Here is a 15,717-nt window from a genome sequence, read left to right on the forward strand (position 1 = left end):
TTGTTACCAGGTTTGGGTTGCTACGAACTTGTCGAGGCCAGCTTTTAATTCAGCTTCGATGTCGGCGTTATAGTCGCCAGTCTCGTTGATAAGCTTGATTAAAGCAGCATGCTCGCTGTTCATGTACGAGAGCAGAGAGGCTTCGAAATCACCAACTTTGTTCAGCTCAACGCCCTTTAGGTAACCTTTTTCAGCTGCGAAAATTGACACAGCTTGAGCGGCTACGCTCATAGGAGCATATTGTTTTTGCTTCATCAGTTCGGTAACACGAACACCATGCTCAAGTTGAGCACGAGTTGCATCATCTAAGTCAGATGCAAATTGTGAGAACGCAGCAAGTTCACGATACTGTGCAAGAGCAGTACGGATACCACCAGACAGTTTCTTGATGATCTTAGTCTGAGCCGCACCACCAACACGAGAAACAGAAATACCTGGGTTAACCGCTGGACGTAGGCCAGAGTTAAACAGATCAGTCTCAAGGAAGATCTGACCGTCAGTAATCGAAATTACGTTGGTCGGTACGAATGCAGATACGTCACCCGCTTGAGTTTCAATAATAGGCAGCGCGGTTAAAGAACCAGTTTTACCTGTTACTGCACCCTTAGTGAACTTCTCTACATACTCTTCGTTTACGCGTGAAGCACGCTCTAATAAACGAGAGTGTAGATAGAATACGTCACCTGGGTAAGCTTCACGGCCTGGTGGACGCTTCAGCAGTAACGAGATCTGACGGTAAGCAACAGCTTGCTTAGACAGGTCATCGTATACGATCAGTGCATCTTCACCACGATCACGGAAGTATTCACCCATAGCACAACCAGAGTACGGGGCTAAGTATTGCAGAGCAGCCGCTTCAGAAGCAGTTGCAACAACAACGATAGTGTTAGCTAACGCACCGTGTTCTTCCAGCTTGCGCACTACGTTAGCGATAGTAGAAGCCTTTTGGCCAACTGCTACGTACACACACTTAATGCCAGAATCGCGCTGGTTGATGATTGCGTCGATCGCCATTGCTGTTTTACCAGTTTGACGGTCGCCAATGATCAATTCACGTTGGCCACGACCGATTGGGATCATAGCGTCAACGGCTTTATAACCAGTTTGAACTGGTTGATCTACTGACTTACGCTCGATAACACCTGGTGCGATCACTTCAACAGGAGAGAAACCATCGTTGTCGATAGCGCCTTTTCCGTCGATTGGCTCACCCAGAGTGTTAACTACGCGGCCTAACAGGCCACGACCGACTGGAACTTCCAGAATACGGCCAGTAGTTTTAACTTTTACGCCTTCTGCTAAATCAGCATAAGGACCCATTACTACGGCACCGACAGAATCACGTTCAAGGTTCAACGCGATTGCAAAACGGTTACCAGGCAGTTCGATCATTTCACCTTGCATCACGTCGGCTAGGCCGTGGATGCGGATAATGCCGTCACTTACCGCAACGATAGTACCTTCGTTACGAGATTCGCTAACGACTTCGAACTGCTCGATCCGCTGCTTAATCAGATCGCTGATTTCAGTGGAATTCAGTTGCATGCTCAAACTCCCAATTACGACTGCAGCTTATCAGACAGACGCGATAATTTACCGCGGACAGAGCCATCAATGACTAAGTCACCTGCCTTAATAATTACACCGGCGATAAGCTCGGCGTCCGTGCTGCAATTCAGCTTAACTTTGCGTGCGAGACGTTTCTCTAAAGAAATACTGATCTGCTGTTGTTGTTCAGAGCTGAGCTCAGTTGCAGAAACCACATCGGCTTCCACTTCTTTAGCCCACTCATTACGGTATTGAGCAAAAAGCTCAGATACAGCAGGTAGTACCTTTAAGCGACCGTTTTCAGCCATTACCTTTATCAGGTTCTGACCTTGCTCATTGATTTGCTCACCACACACGCTAATAAACAGTGCGGCAAGTTTAGTGCTGGCTAAAGAGCCAGTCAGCAGTGGTTGCATGGTTTCGTTTTCACTCACCAGTGCGGCAAACGTGAGCATTTCTGCCCAGCTATCCACTGCATTATGTTCAACAGCAACGTCAAAAGCTGCCTTTGCGTAAGGGCGAGCGATGGTGGTTAATTCAGCCATAACTCAAACTCCCCTTATCAAATTTCAGCGACTAGTTTATTAACTATGTCACTGTGGGCGGCTGGATCAATAGAACGCTCAAGGATCTTCTCAGCACCCATGATGGCAAGAGTAGCAACCTGCTTACGCAGATCCTCTTTCACGCGATTACGTTCAGCTTCAATTTCTGCTTTACCCTGAGCGATGATTTTTGCACGCTCAGCGTCTGCTTCGGCTTTAGCTTCTTCAACTATTTGAGCTTTGCGCTTGTTAGCTTGCTCAATAATTTCGTTAGCAGTTACCTTGGCTTCTTTTAGTTGGTCAGTCGCTTTCGCTTGAGCCAACTCTAGGTCTTTTACCGCACGATCAGCATCAGCGAGACCGTCAGCAATCCTTTTTTGGCGCTCTTCGATGGCATTCATCAAAGGGGGCCATACAAACTTCATGCAGAACCACACGAAGATGATAAAGGCGACCGTCTGACCGATTAGGGTAGCGTTGAAATTCACAACAGCCTCCTATTTAGATTAAAGACAGAAGCGTTTTCTTACAGCATTGCACCCAGTGGGTTGGTGAACAGCATGAATAATGCGATACCAACACCGATCATTGTTACGGCGTCTAACAGACCCGCTACGATGAACATTTTAACTTGCAGCATAGGAGCCATTTCTGGTTGACGCGCAGCGCCTTCCAGGAACTTGCCACCTAATAAGCCGAAACCGATTGCAGTACCAAGAGCACCCATACCAATCAGCAGAGCAACAGCGATAGCTGTCATGCCTAAAATCGTTTCCATCTGTATCTCCAGTATCTAAAATCTAAATCTAATTAGTTGATGATTTAGTTTAAAAATTTCTTCAGCAATCCTTAATGATCTTCATGTGCCATGCTTAAGTAAACAATGGTCAACATCATGAAGATAAACGCTTGCAGCGTGATAACCAAAATGTGGAAAATTAACCAACCTAGTTGCAGAGTCACACCTAGGGAAGATAATAACAAGTTGGTACCATACATCAGCGCAATAAGGATGAAGATCAACTCACCTGCGTACAAGTTACCAAATAGACGTAATGCCAATGAAATTGGCTTAGCAACTAAGGTAACAGTCTCTAATAGGAGGTTGACGGGTATCATTGCCTTATGGTTAAAGGGCTGTAGCGTCAGTTCTTTCACAAAACCTGACACACCTTTGACCTTAATGCTGTAGAAAATAATCAGCACAAACACACCAATAGCTAAGCTGAAGGTAATGTTTACGTCGGTCGTCGGAACCACTTTTAAGTATGGAACTCCCGCTAAACTTGCTGCCCAAGGCAACCAGTCTACTGGCAGCATATCCATGAAGTTCATCATGAATACCCACACGAAAATGGTCAGAGCTAAAGGTGCGATCAGGGCATTGCGGCCATGAAAACTTTCTTTCACGCTGTTATCAACGAACTCAACGATCATCTCGATAAAACATTGAAGTTTACCAGGAACGCCAGAAGTCGCTTTTTTACCAACGCTGCGGAAAATCCACAGGAACAGAACACCAAGACCAACCGAAAAGAACAACGAATCAATGTGCCATGTCCAAAAACCTTCACCAACCTGTAAGTTGGTAAGGTGATGTTGGATATAGCCCTGCGGTGTTAACGCTTCACCAGTTGCAGCCATGATTCATCCCACTTAACTTTGCTTGAAGTATAAAGGAGCTGTCCAATGCACAATTAACGTCAGTACGTAACAAACAAAAAGCGGCATAAATGCCACCTCAAGCTTGCTAAACACCAGCGAAAACATGGCGATGGTTAACAGCAACTTTACCGCTTCCCCCCAGTAAAAAGTTTTAATCACTTTTGCAGCTGAACTTGCTCCCGTATGGGAGAAAGCGAGGGTCGCGAATACAAAATTAGGGAGTACAGCAATTGAGCCTCCTGCTAACGCAGAATAGCCAAACTGAACTCCCCACACGGCGAAAAAGAGAATTGAAGCACCCCCAGCGACCGCCGCCTGCATCAACACCAATTTATAGGCTGACCACCGGCCACGACGCGCTAAAATCTTACTCAACTCATCCTCTCCGCATACATACTTTTTGTTTCGATGACCGGATGACAATTATCCGTGTTTTTGTCGATGTACAAAAAGCTTGCGAAAGTATACCTTTTCACGCCCTCATTGCAACTTTGAGATAAGGAAAAACAGCACTTTTAGCGTGATATAGCGCCAAAACAGCCAAAATTCAAAATTAACATATGTCACAAATTTACATTAAAAACTGTTAATCTACAGTCATTAACGAATTTTGCTAAGAATTCCGTCTAATTCAGCCAGATTCTGATAGTTAATTACAATTTTTCCCTTACCCTTACTGCCGTGAGCAATCGACACCTTGGCACCCAATCTTTCAATTAACTGCTGCTCTAAACGACATACATCTTGATCTTTAGTCGTAGTTTCGACGGGTTTAGGCGGATTTAAGGTTTGATTAATCAAACGTTCAGTTTCACGAACAGTAAGTTCCTTTGCCGCCACCAATCTTGCTAGGTTTGTTTGCTCTTCTCCCTCAATAGCAAGCAATGCTCTAGCATGGCCCATGTCGATGTCGCCATACTCAAGTAAACGCTTCACCGGTTCATTCAAACCGTTTAAACGTAGCAAGTTAGATACACTCGCGCGGGATTTTCCCACAACATCGGCAACTTGTTGGTGAGTCAGCTCAAATTCTTGCATTAAACGTTGTAATGCGATGGCTTCTTCCATGGCATTGAGGTCTTCACGCTGAATATTTTCAATCAGCGCGATGGCAACGGCGGCATCATCAGGGACGGGTTTAACGATACAAGGAATTTTATCTACGCCCGCTAATTGCGAAGCACGCCAGCGGCGCTCACCAGCAATGATCTCGTATTGAGTATCACTTACGGGACGCACGACGATAGGCTGGATAATGCCTTGATTACGAATGGAATGGGCGAGTTCTTCCAAAGCCTCAGGGGACATATCCTTACGAGGTTGATATTTACCCGGTTGAAGTAGATCTAAATCGAGATGAATTAGCTGTTCACTTTTATCAACGACAGCCACTTCTTCTGTTTGTTTTTTGCTGGCGGCGTGACTGTTACTCAGTAAAGCGTCTAACCCTTTACCTAATCCTCTTTTTTTTAACGTCATGGTTATCCCTTACGCTCGCTTAGCCTGAGTTTTTTGTTCTGAACGGCGGATCATTTCCCCCGCAAGTGCCAAATACGCTTTAGCACCTGCACTCGATTTATCGTAATACATGGCTGGCGCGCCAAAACTAGGGGCCTCGGCCAAGCGGACATTACGTGGAATGACAGTTCTGTACACTTTATCGCCAAAATGCTGTTTTAGCTGATCGGACACATCATTTGATAGACGATTACGGGGGTCGTACATGGTGCGTAAAATGCCTTCAATACCTAGGCCAGGATTTACTACTGCCGCTAACTTCGTGATGGTATCAATCAATGCGGTTAAGCCTTCAAGGGCAAAATATTCGCATTGCATTGGCACTAGTACTGAGTCGGCCGCCGACATAGCATTGACCGTCAACATGTTGAGTGAAGGAGGGCAATCGATAAAGATATAATCGTATTGTTCTTTTATCGGTGCGAGCGCGTTACGTAAACGGACTTCACGGGCGAAAAATTCCATTAATTTGATTTCTGCCGCGGTCACATCGCCGTTACTGGCGATCAGATCGTATTTACCCGCGGTCTCTTTAACCACGATCTCATCGAAGGGCTTTTCTTCGACGAGTAATTCATAAGCGGTATTTTCAACCTCATATTTATCGACGCCGCTGCCCATAGTGGCATTACCCTGCGGATCGAGGTCGATCAAAAGCACTTTACGCTTTGTAGCTGCCAAAGAGGCTGCTAAATTCACACAAGTCGTTGTTTTCCCTACGCCACCTTTTTGGTTGGCCACGGCAATTACTTTACCCACAATGTCACCCTGTATGTAAATTCTGGTTTATTGCCTACTTAAAAATCCATGCAAATAAAGGAACTTTAAGCCTGTTATGCTTTGATTATTTTTAATAAATGTCTTTGTTCATCGAGTTTGGGCACTTTCAGCTCAATAGTCTCTATGACCTTAAAGCCCGGTGGAATTTGCTGCATTTCGTCTTCGGTCAATTGGCCCTTGAGCGCATAAAATTGTCCACTATCAGCAGGTAAGTGATGGCACCAAGTCAACATATCATGGATTGAAGCAAATGCACGGCTCAGTACACCATCGAATTTTTGTTCTGGCTGGAATGCTTCAACGCGGCTTTCAACCGAACTGATATTCTTGATCCCTAACTCGAAGGCTACTTGTTTTTGGAAACGGATTCGTTTCCCTAAACTGTCAAGCAGAACAAAGGATTTGTTTGGGTTCATAATCGCAAGGGGAATACCTGGCAGGCCCGGTCCAGTGCCCACATCAATAAAGCGCTCACCTACTAAATGCGGCGATACCACTAAGCTGTCCATGATATGGCGAATGAGCATCGCCTCGGGATCTCTTACCGATGTTAAGTTATAGGCTTTGTTCCATTTGTTGAGCATACCAACAAAATCAAGCAGTTGTTTTTTCTGCTCAGCTGTGGCGGGCAGATTAATTTCGGCTAAATAGGCCTCTAACTGGGCAGATAACACTGAGCAACCTCAAAAAAATTACGATTATAAACTCGAAGGCTATTATGAAGCCCTGAAACGTCGAAGGGAAGCCTGAATGCTTCCCTTGTACGGTCAAACATGACGATTTCGCTAGCTTTTACGCACTCTTGCGTAATAAACCACGTTTTTTCAAATGAACCAAAAGAATTGAGATTGCCGCAGGGGTGATACCTGAAATACGCGATGCCTGACCAATGGTCTCTGGCTTGTGGTTATTTAGCTTAGCGATAACCTCATTTGATAAGCCAGGAACTTCTTTGTAATCAAGGTTCAATGGCAAGCCAGTGTTCTCATTGCGTACCGCTTTGTTGATTTCTTCCTGCTGACGCTGGATATAACCAGAGTACTTAACTTGGATCTGCACCTGTTCTGCCGCCAAAGGATCCTCAAGACCAGGACCAAAGCCTTCGATTTGCATTAGCTTGTCGTAATCCATTTCAGGACGACGTAACAATTCTTCAAATGACGCTTCACGAGAAATTGGTGTATTCAAATGTGGATTCAAAACAGGCACTAATGGCGAATTTGGATGGATCCATTGGCTACGTAAGCGTTGCAGTTCAAGCTCAATCGATTCCATTTTTGTGCTGAATGATTCCCAACGAGCATCGTCAACCAGACCGAGTTCGCGACCCTTGGCGGTTAAACGTAAATCAGCATTGTCTTCACGGAGCAATAAACGATATTCCGCGCGGCTAGTAAACATGCGGTAGGGTTCTTTGGTCCCCAGAGTCGAAAGATCGTCAACTAACACGCCTAAGTAAGCTTCATCACGGCGTGGACACCAAGCTTCTTTGCCTTGAACCTGAAGCGCAGCGTTCATACCCGCAAGCAGACCTTGTGCACCAGCTTCTTCATAACCAGTCGTACCATTGATTTGACCGGCAAAGAACAAACCATTGATTGTCTTAGTTTCTAATGAGTTTTTCAGATCTCTAGGATCAAAATAATCGTATTCAATCGCATAACCAGGACGAACGATTTCAGCATTTTCCATGCCCTTAATCGAACGAACGAGGTTGAGCTGCACATCAAACGGCAAGCTGGTAGAGATCCCATTTGGGTAGATCTCGTTAGTAGTTAACCCTTCAGGCTCAATAAAGATCTGGTGCGAAGATTTGTCCGAGAAACGGTGGATCTTATCTTCGATAGAAGGGCAGTAACGTGGACCAATACCTTCGATCACACCGGAATACATAGGGCTTCTATCTAAACCGCCACGAATAATATCGTGGGTTTTTTCGTTAGTATGGGTTATCCAGCAAGAGATCTGTTTTGGATGATGGCTTAAATCCCCCATAAATGACATTACAGGTAATGGCGTATCACCTTTTTGTTCTGTCATTTGTGAAAAATCGATTGTGTTAGCATCGATACGTGGAGGTGTACCTGTTTTTAAACGGCCAACACGAATAGGTAACTCACGTAGACGGTGGGCTAGGGCGATGGATGGTGGATCGCCAGCACGGCCACCGCTGTAATTCTCCAAACCAATGTGAATTTTGCCGCTTAAGAAGGTACCCGCAGTCAATACAACAGCTGGTGCTTCAAAGGCTAAACCCATTTGAGTCACAACACCGATAACACGATCGTTATCAACAACTAGGTCATCTACAGCCTGTTGGAAAATACGCAGATTCGGTTGATTTTGGAGAATGTTTTGAATTTTTTGACGATATAAAGCGCGATCAGCCTGAGCACGAGTTGCTCGTACCGCTGGGCCTTTACTGGAATTTAAGGTTCTAAATTGGATCCCTGCATAGTCAGTTGCGATCGCCATTGCACCGCCTAATGCATCGATCTCCTTAACCAAATGACCTTTACCAATCCCACCTATAGCAGGATTGCAAGACATTTGTCCTAAAGTATCAAGATTATGCGTAAGCAATAAGGTTTTAGAGCCCATTCTTGCCGCTGCTAATGCGGCTTCAGTCCCGGCGTGACCACCACCAACAACAATTACATCAAACCGTTCATGAAAATGCATGACCCTACCTTCAATTACTTAAGAGACCCAAGAGGAGCAGATCATTTTAGCATTTGCTTTGATTGAGGTGAATGATCATTTTACGAAAATGGATCCTATGGATCGGGACTAATAGATCTTAAGATCTTTATATAGATCTTCTTATTATGTTTACTATTAGGATCGCACTTTCCTGTGAATAAGCTTTAATTTCATTTAAAATCAATGGTTAAGATTGGAATTTTCCTGTGATCTATTGGCGATCTAACTCAATTAAAGTTGGGGATAGATCGCACTTTTATCCACAGGGTGGATCTTCAAGCAGATCAGAGTGTGAATAGCACAAAGGTTGATCAGATCTAAATAATAGTTTATCCACAAAAATATACATTAAAGTAATATTTTGTGGATAAGGTAGATCTAAATTGTGGGTTGTTTGTCGTGTTTTCCAAGGTTAGAGTTTAAATCTGATCTTGCCATTGGCTTAACCACGCTAGAGCTGGGTCTTCTGGCACTGGATCCTGTTGAACATCGATCTGGATCTTATCCACAATGGCCTTTGCACCGCAGAATTCTATGGCTTCGATCAGCTTTTCTGGACCTTGGCAAAAGGTGTCGTAGCTCGAATCTCCAATCGCACATAAAGCAAAACTGATCCTGCTTAGATCTGGGTTATTTACCATCACTTGTTTATAAAAGGGTTGGATATTATCTGGGAGATCGCCTGCGCCATGGGTTGATGAAACTATGATCCATAGCGGATACGAACTCAGTTCATCCACTTTTGGATCAAGATAGCAATCTGCTTGGTGTCCAAGTGATGTTAGTTGAGCCTGCATTTCATCGGCGATGTATTCACTGCTACCCAGTGTGGTTCCGACTAAAATCGCGATTTGGGTCATTATTACTGCTCTCTGTGGTAATTACTTGTTTGAATGTATGGGGCTACTTTAACAACATTATCCATAGTATAAATTTAAGCGCCAATTAATTAGCTGCTGATATGGTTGGCTGTTTTATTGTCGGTTTTTGCTAATTAATCTACTGTTTTTTATAACAATTATAATAGGATACTAGATGAATACTCCTACCAGCGAAGCTAAGTGGCCTCGCCAAATCCCCTATATTATTGCCAGCGAAGCCTGTGAGCGGTTTAGTTTTTACGGCATGCGTAATATTTTAACGCCTTTTCTGATGACCGCACTTTTGCTGTCAATTCCTGAAGATATGCGCGGTGCTGCGGCTAAGGATGTGTTTCATTCCTTTGTGATTGGGGTGTACTTTTTCCCATTATTGGGTGGTTGGATTGCCGACCGTTATTTCGGTAAATACAACACGATTTTGTGGCTAAGCCTGCTTTATTGTGTTGGCCATGCTTTTTTGGCGATTTTTGAGCACAGTATAGAGGGCTTTTATACCGGCCTGTTTTTGATTGCGCTTGGCTCGGGCGGCATTAAGCCTTTGGTTTCTTCCTTTATGGGAGATCAGTTTGACCAGAGTAATAAGTCATTGGCGCAAAAAGCCTTTGATATGTTCTATTTTACAATCAACTTTGGTTCCTTCTTTGCGTCTTTAACTATGCCATTGTTACTTAAAAACTTTGGTGCAGCGGTTGCCTTTGGGATCCCCGGAATACTGATGTTTATTGCGACGGTATTTTTCTGGTTAGGTCGTAAACGTTATGTGCATATGCCGCCTGAGCCAAAGGATCCCCACGGTTTTCTGCCTGTTATTCGAAGCGCCTTGCTCACTAAGGTTGAAGGTAAAACCAATTTAGGTTTGGTGTTAGCGCTGATTGGTCTGGCTTCAGCGGCTTACGCGTTGGTGAATATTCCCACCTTGGGTATTGTGGCCGGTTTGTGCAGCGCCATGGTGTTGGTGATGGGGTTTGTGGGAGTTGGGGCGTCAATTCAGTTAGATCGTGCCCGTACTATGCACCCTGATGCGGCTGTTGACGGTGTGCGTTCGGTGCTGCGTATCTTAGTGCTGTTTGCCCTCGTAACGCCTTTTTGGTCTCTATTCGATCAAAAGGCTTCGACTTGGATCTTGCAAGCTAATGATATGACTAAACCTTCTTGGTTTGAACCTGCGATGATGCAGGCTTTAAATCCATTGTTGGTGATGTTACTGATCCCATTCAATAACTTTGTGCTTTATCCTGCGATTGAGCGCAGCGGAATTAAGTTAACGGCATTGCGTAAAATGGGCGCGGGTATTGCGATCACTGGCTTAAGTTGGATTGTGGTGGGCACCATTCAATTGTTGATGGACGGTGGTTCGGCCATGTCTATCTTCTGGCAAATCTTACCCTATGCCTTGCTGACCTTTGGTGAGGTATTGGTATCAGCGACAGGTCTTGAGTTTGCCTATAGCCAAGCGCCTAAAGCGATGAAGGGCACTATTATGAGCTTTTGGACCCTATCAGTGACGGTTGGTAACCTTTGGGTATTACTCGCTAACGTAAGTGTGAAGAGCCCTGCGGTGACCGAGCAAATTGTCCAGACGGGGATGAGCGTTACCGCATTCCAAATGTTCTTCTTCGCGGGATTTGCTATTTTGGCTGCACTGATTTTCGCGCTCTATGCGCGTTCCTACCAGATGCAGGATCACTACCGACAGGTGTGATCTTGAATTGCGATATATAAGACGGTGAAAAAAATGAGCCCCTTGATGTCACCATCAAGGGGCTCATTGTTAGTATCTAACGCAATAAACGCTACTTATTTGCCGATACAGAAAGAACTAAAAATCTTTCCGAGCAAATCATCCGAAGTGAAGCGGCCGGTAATTTCAGACAGAGCTAATTGTGCCATTCTCAGTTCTTCTGCTAACAGTTCGCCCGCGAGGTAAATTTCTAGCTGCTCCTTACCTAATTGCAGGTGGCTCGAAGCTAAATCGAGTGCCTCTAAGTGGCGACGACGGGCAATAAAACCACCTTCGAGGTTACTCTGATAACCCATCAGCGATTTTAAATGCTGTTTCAGTTCATCCACGCCTAATCCAGTTTTAGCCGAGATCCGATAAACGCTATAGCCTTTTTCTTCGGTCATCGCCAGGTTTTCACCAGTCAGATCGGCTTTGTTACGGACAACGGTCACACCTAAATTGGCGGGCAGGCGATCAATAAAGTCCGGCCAAATATCATGGGGATCGACTGCATCCGTGGTGGTGCCATCGACCATAAATAGCACGCGATCGGCACTCTTGATTTCATTCCACGCGCGCTCGATGCCAATTTGTTCCACGGTATCTGTGGTGTCACGCAGGCCTGCGGTGTCAATAATGTGTAGCGGCATGCCATCTAAATGGATATGTTCACGCAACACGTCGCGGGTGGTGCCGGCTATTTCGGTCACAATTGCCGACTCTTTTCCTGCTAACGCGTTTAAAAGACTAGATTTTCCAGCATTGGGGCGACCGGCTATCACCACTTTCATCCCTTCACGGATAATCGAGCCTTGTTTAGCACTGGCCTGAACCTCTGTGAGCTTGTCGATAATGCGATAAAGTGCGTTGGCAATTTTGCCATCACTTAAAAAGTCGACTTCCTCATCGGGGAAATCAATCGCTGCTTCGACGTATAAACGCAGGTGGGTGACTTGGTCCACCAGCTCATGAACTTCCTTAGAAAACTCACCTTGAAGCGATTGCAGCGCGCTTTTTGCGGCTTGTTCACTGGTGGCATCAATAAGGTCGGCAATGGCTTCGGCTTGGGTTAAGTCCAGCTTGTCGTTCATAAAGGCTTGTTCGCTGAACTCGCCTGGTTTGGCGATGCGAATGCCTTCAACCTCTAAAACGCGTTTAATCAGCATGTCGAGAACGATTTGGCCACCGTGACCTTGAAGCTCTAAAACATCTTCACCGGTAAAGGAGTTTGGGCCTTTAAAGAATAGGGCTATTCCTTGGTCGATGACCTGACCTGAAGCACTTTTAAAGTCGCAGTAATCGGCATAGCGGGTTTTTGGTAAATGGCCGAGCACCGCCATAGCTACATCAGTTGCTTTGTCACCAGAGATACGAATGATACCTACGCCGCCACGCCCTGGGGCGGTGGCCTGTGCCACGATAGTGTCAGTTGTCACGGAAATACCCACTACAAATTAGTCAAATCATCTAAAGGAAAAGGCGGCATTAAAGCCGCCTTTTGAATTTATCGGAACCTTCAAGGCTCCTAACTAGCGCTTAGGCTTATTTTAAGCCTTTTTTCTCTAGACCTGCATAAATAATCTTCTGCTGGATGATGGCAACGATGTTACCTACTAACCAGTACAGTACTAGACCTGATGGGAACCACAGGAAGAATACGGTAAAGATCACTGGCATCCACTGCATCATCTTAACTTGCATTGGATCCATGGTCGGTGCGATAGGTTGCATCTTTTGCATCACGTACATAGATACACCCATCAGCAGCGGCAGAATGTAGTAAGGATCTTGTACTGATAAGTCATGGATCCATAACATAAATGGTGCGTGACGCAGCTCAAAGCTTTCGAGTAATACCCAGTATAACGCGATGAAAATTGGCATTTGGAACAGGATAGGTAAACAGCCACCCATAGGGTTAACCTTTTCCTTCTTGTACAGTTCCATCATGGCCTGACCCATCTTCTGGCGGTCATCACCGAAGCGATCTTTCAGCTCCTGCAGTTTAGGTTGCAGGTTACGCATTTTCGCCATAGAGGTGTACTGCGCTTTAGTTAGCGGGAACAGTAAACCACGAACGGTTAGGGTAATCAGGATAATTGCCAGACCCCAGTTGCCCACAAAGGATTGATAGAACATCAATAACCAGTGAATTGGAACTGCTAACCACCAAAGGAAACCGTAATCAACTACTAGGTTTAATGAATCAGACAGGGCAGATAAAGCCGCTTGATCCTTAGGACCTACATAGAATTGAGCACTGATTTCATGGTTTGCACCCGGTGCGATATCAACAATGGCGCCACGGAAACCAATGTTAGCCAGCCCACCAGCACTCACACTTGAGAAAATGGTGTTGCTGTCGGTTGCAGGTGGTACCCAAGCAGACACGAAGTAATGCTGAAGCATCGCAGCCCAACCACCCATAGTGGCTTGGGTCAGGTTGCCCTTTGTCATATCTTCAAAGGTGTACTTCTCGTAACGTACGTCCTGTGTTGAGAACGCTGCACCACGGTAAGTTGGCATCATCATGCTGCTGTCAGATGGTTTGATCGTCTGTTTAATCTGACCGTACATCTGAACCTGTAATGGTGCAGCCGAAGTGTTGTTGATTTTGTAATCAACATCGACGTTAAACTTGCCACGGTGGAAGACAAACACTTTAGTGAAAGTTGCACCATTATCAGCTACGTAGGTTAATGGCACTTCGAGAGTGTCTTGACCATCTGCTAAGGTGTATTCGGTTTTCGTGGCAGAGAATGCGGCGCGACCTTTAGCGCTGCTATCAATACCATCACGACCAATTAGACCGCTTTGGGCGATATAAGTGAAATCTTGAGCTTGCTCGAGCAGTACGAATGGCTCTTCTTTACCCTGTTCCATTTTATGGGAAACCAGAGCGGCGAACACAATGTCACCACCAACAGGGCTGATTTGCACATCGAGTTGGTCGGTTTTTACGTTGATGATCTCTTTAGTGGCAACCACTGCGGTTGCAGGTACACCTGAATCCGCTTCTGGAACATCCGCACTGTGATCACTGGTTGCATTCGCCACTACTGACGATTGAGTTGCAACGGGTTGAGGAGCTTTATCGGTTTGCCACTGTTGCCACAGCAAAAAGCTGACAAACAGTAGTCCTATGAGCAATATATTGCGTTGAGATTCCATAGCCTATTTATTACACCTGTCGTTTTTAGGGGGGACGGGATCGCTGCCGCCCGGATGTAAAGGGTGACATTTTAATATGCGTTTCAATGCAAACCAACAACCTTTGATGGTTCCGTGCACTTTTATTGCCTCAATAGCATAATGAGAGCAAGTGGGATTGAAACGACATCGAGGACCCAATAGCGGGCTGATGAAGATTTGATAGCCACGAATTAACGTGGTTGCTAGCCATTGTAACGGCGACTGAGTTTGCGCCATAGCTTCTCTATCAACTTGTTGAGTTCCGCATTTTCCATTTCCATCACACCGTTTCGCACCAGAACAACAATATCGAGGTGAGGAAGGTTATGTTGATTGAGACGGAAACTATCTCTAATGACCCGCTTAATGCGATTGCGCTGATTAGCACGCTTTACATAACGTTTAGCTACAGTAAGGCCCAGACGCGGATGTTGTTCCGAATTAGGAATAGCAAGCAAGGTAATTTCAGCAGAAGATGCTTTGATAGGATTGGAGAATACAGATTTAAATTGCGCGGGAGTTAGCAAACGTAACTCCCGCGTAAAGGTATAGCTAGTCAACTAGTTACCTACTTAACTTATTAAGCAGATAAACGAGCGCGACCTTTCGCACGACGACGTGCAAGAACCTTACGGCCGCCTGCAGTAGCCATACGAGCGCGGAAGCCGTGAGAACGCTTGCGCTTCAGGTTGCTAGGTTGAAAAGTACGTTTACTCATGATGGCAATCCGTCTTTGTTATAGGTGAACATATCCTTATCTCTAGTGAAAGAGGTAAGGGTAAAAAAGAGGCCGAATTGTAATCACTTTACCTTCTGCCGTCAACAACGAAAGTCAGTAAGTGGGTTATTTCTGCCTAACTTTCCCATGATTTTTTCCCCACAGACACCATAAGATGTGGATAACTCTGTGTACTGGCACTACATGTAGTAGTTAAGGGGATCTATAGATAGATCAAGGGGGCGCCATTATAGATCAATGTGGATCGCTTAATAAAGCGCGATTTGCGCTATTTATTGAATAAAGGGATCGATATTGATCTTTGATGATCGAGGATATCTGAATAGAATGATCTTGTTGGGGATAATTATTTTTTAAGGATAGCGATCATTGTGATCTCGCTATAGAATACACCTCTTTTTGATGATCTTTTGGGGATAACTT

The 15,717-nt window shown here is 45.1% G+C and carries 17 protein-coding genes; 1 reads left to right on the forward strand and 16 read right to left on the reverse strand.

The window, feature by feature from the left end:
* Window positions 1–3: 3 nt before the first annotated feature.
* The 11 genes from atpA to mioC form a co-directional block, all read right to left on the reverse strand.
* Window positions 4–1,545, reverse strand: coding sequence for a F0F1 ATP synthase subunit alpha (gene atpA, locus K0H61_RS17665; RefSeq protein WP_220050758.1), 1,542 nt, complete (start codon window positions 1,543–1,545; stop codon window positions 4–6).
* A gap of 14 nt (window positions 1,546–1,559) precedes the next feature.
* Window positions 1,560–2,093 carry a F0F1 ATP synthase subunit delta gene (gene atpH / locus K0H61_RS17670; protein WP_220050759.1) on the reverse strand — a complete coding sequence of 178 codons (534 nt, stop codon included), beginning with the start codon at window positions 2,091–2,093 and terminating at the stop codon, window positions 1,560–1,562.
* Between the two features lie 17 nt (window positions 2,094–2,110).
* Entirely contained in the window at window positions 2,111–2,581 is a 471-nt protein-coding gene (gene atpF / locus K0H61_RS17675) for a F0F1 ATP synthase subunit B (protein ID WP_037459755.1), read from the reverse strand.
* Window positions 2,582–2,619: 38 nt separating this feature from the next.
* Window positions 2,620–2,871, reverse strand: coding sequence for a F0F1 ATP synthase subunit C (gene atpE / locus K0H61_RS17680; RefSeq protein WP_006083840.1), 252 nt, complete (start codon window positions 2,869–2,871; stop codon window positions 2,620–2,622).
* A gap of 71 nt (window positions 2,872–2,942) precedes the next feature.
* A complete protein-coding gene (atpB, locus tag K0H61_RS17685) occupies window positions 2,943–3,737 on the reverse strand; it encodes a F0F1 ATP synthase subunit A (protein WP_220050760.1) in 795 nt (264 codons plus the stop codon).
* 12 nt (window positions 3,738–3,749) lie between these two features.
* A complete protein-coding gene (locus tag K0H61_RS17690) occupies window positions 3,750–4,133 on the reverse strand; it encodes an ATP synthase subunit I (RefSeq protein ID WP_220050761.1) in 384 nt (127 codons plus the stop codon).
* 225 nt (window positions 4,134–4,358) lie between these two features.
* A complete protein-coding gene (locus K0H61_RS17695) occupies window positions 4,359–5,237 on the reverse strand; it encodes a ParB/RepB/Spo0J family partition protein (protein ID WP_220050762.1) in 879 nt (292 codons plus the stop codon).
* Window positions 5,238–5,246: 9 nt separating this feature from the next.
* On the reverse strand, window positions 5,247–6,035 hold the full coding sequence (locus K0H61_RS17700) for a ParA family protein (RefSeq protein ID WP_220050763.1): 789 nt from the start codon (window positions 6,033–6,035) through the stop codon (window positions 5,247–5,249).
* Between the two features lie 74 nt (window positions 6,036–6,109).
* A complete protein-coding gene (rsmG, locus tag K0H61_RS17705) occupies window positions 6,110–6,730 on the reverse strand; it encodes a 16S rRNA (guanine(527)-N(7))-methyltransferase RsmG (RefSeq protein ID WP_220050764.1) in 621 nt (206 codons plus the stop codon).
* Between the two features lie 118 nt (window positions 6,731–6,848).
* A complete protein-coding gene (gene mnmG / locus K0H61_RS17710; protein WP_220050765.1) occupies window positions 6,849–8,738 on the reverse strand; it encodes a tRNA uridine-5-carboxymethylaminomethyl(34) synthesis enzyme MnmG in 1,890 nt (629 codons plus the stop codon).
* 440 nt (window positions 8,739–9,178) lie between these two features.
* Complete coding sequence (gene mioC, locus K0H61_RS17715; protein WP_220050766.1) at window positions 9,179–9,619, reverse strand: FMN-binding protein MioC; 441 nt, start codon at window positions 9,617–9,619, stop codon at window positions 9,179–9,181.
* 175 nt (window positions 9,620–9,794) lie between these two features.
* Here mioC and K0H61_RS17720 point away from each other — a divergent pair, with 175 nt between their 5' ends.
* Entirely contained in the window at window positions 9,795–11,342 is a 1,548-nt protein-coding gene (locus K0H61_RS17720; RefSeq protein WP_220050767.1) for a POT family MFS transporter, read from the forward strand.
* A gap of 95 nt (window positions 11,343–11,437) precedes the next feature.
* Here K0H61_RS17720 and mnmE read toward each other — a convergent pair whose 3' ends face one another.
* The 5 genes from mnmE to rpmH form a co-directional block, all read right to left on the reverse strand.
* Entirely contained in the window at window positions 11,438–12,799 is a 1,362-nt protein-coding gene (mnmE, locus tag K0H61_RS17725) for a tRNA uridine-5-carboxymethylaminomethyl(34) synthesis GTPase MnmE (RefSeq protein WP_220050768.1), read from the reverse strand.
* A 106-nt stretch (window positions 12,800–12,905) separates the two neighbouring features.
* Window positions 12,906–14,534 (reverse strand): membrane protein insertase YidC, encoded by a 1,629-nt coding sequence (gene yidC / locus K0H61_RS17730; protein ID WP_220050769.1) that lies wholly within the window; start codon window positions 14,532–14,534, stop codon window positions 12,906–12,908.
* A gap of 3 nt (window positions 14,535–14,537) precedes the next feature.
* A complete protein-coding gene (gene yidD / locus K0H61_RS17735; protein WP_220050770.1) occupies window positions 14,538–14,792 on the reverse strand; it encodes a membrane protein insertion efficiency factor YidD in 255 nt (84 codons plus the stop codon).
* Window positions 14,759–15,115 (reverse strand): ribonuclease P protein component, encoded by a 357-nt coding sequence (rnpA, locus tag K0H61_RS17740; RefSeq protein WP_220050771.1) that lies wholly within the window; start codon window positions 15,113–15,115, stop codon window positions 14,759–14,761. Before rnpA ends, yidD begins: the two co-directional genes overlap by 34 nt.
* A 20-nt stretch (window positions 15,116–15,135) precedes the next feature.
* Complete coding sequence (rpmH, locus tag K0H61_RS17745) at window positions 15,136–15,273, reverse strand: 50S ribosomal protein L34 (RefSeq protein ID WP_011070423.1); 138 nt, start codon at window positions 15,271–15,273, stop codon at window positions 15,136–15,138.
* Between the last annotated feature and the right edge of the window lie 444 nt (window positions 15,274–15,717).

Origin of the sequence: Shewanella acanthi, assembly GCF_019457475.1 — a bacterium.
Lineage (GTDB): Bacteria > Pseudomonadota > Gammaproteobacteria > Enterobacterales > Shewanellaceae > Shewanella > Shewanella acanthi.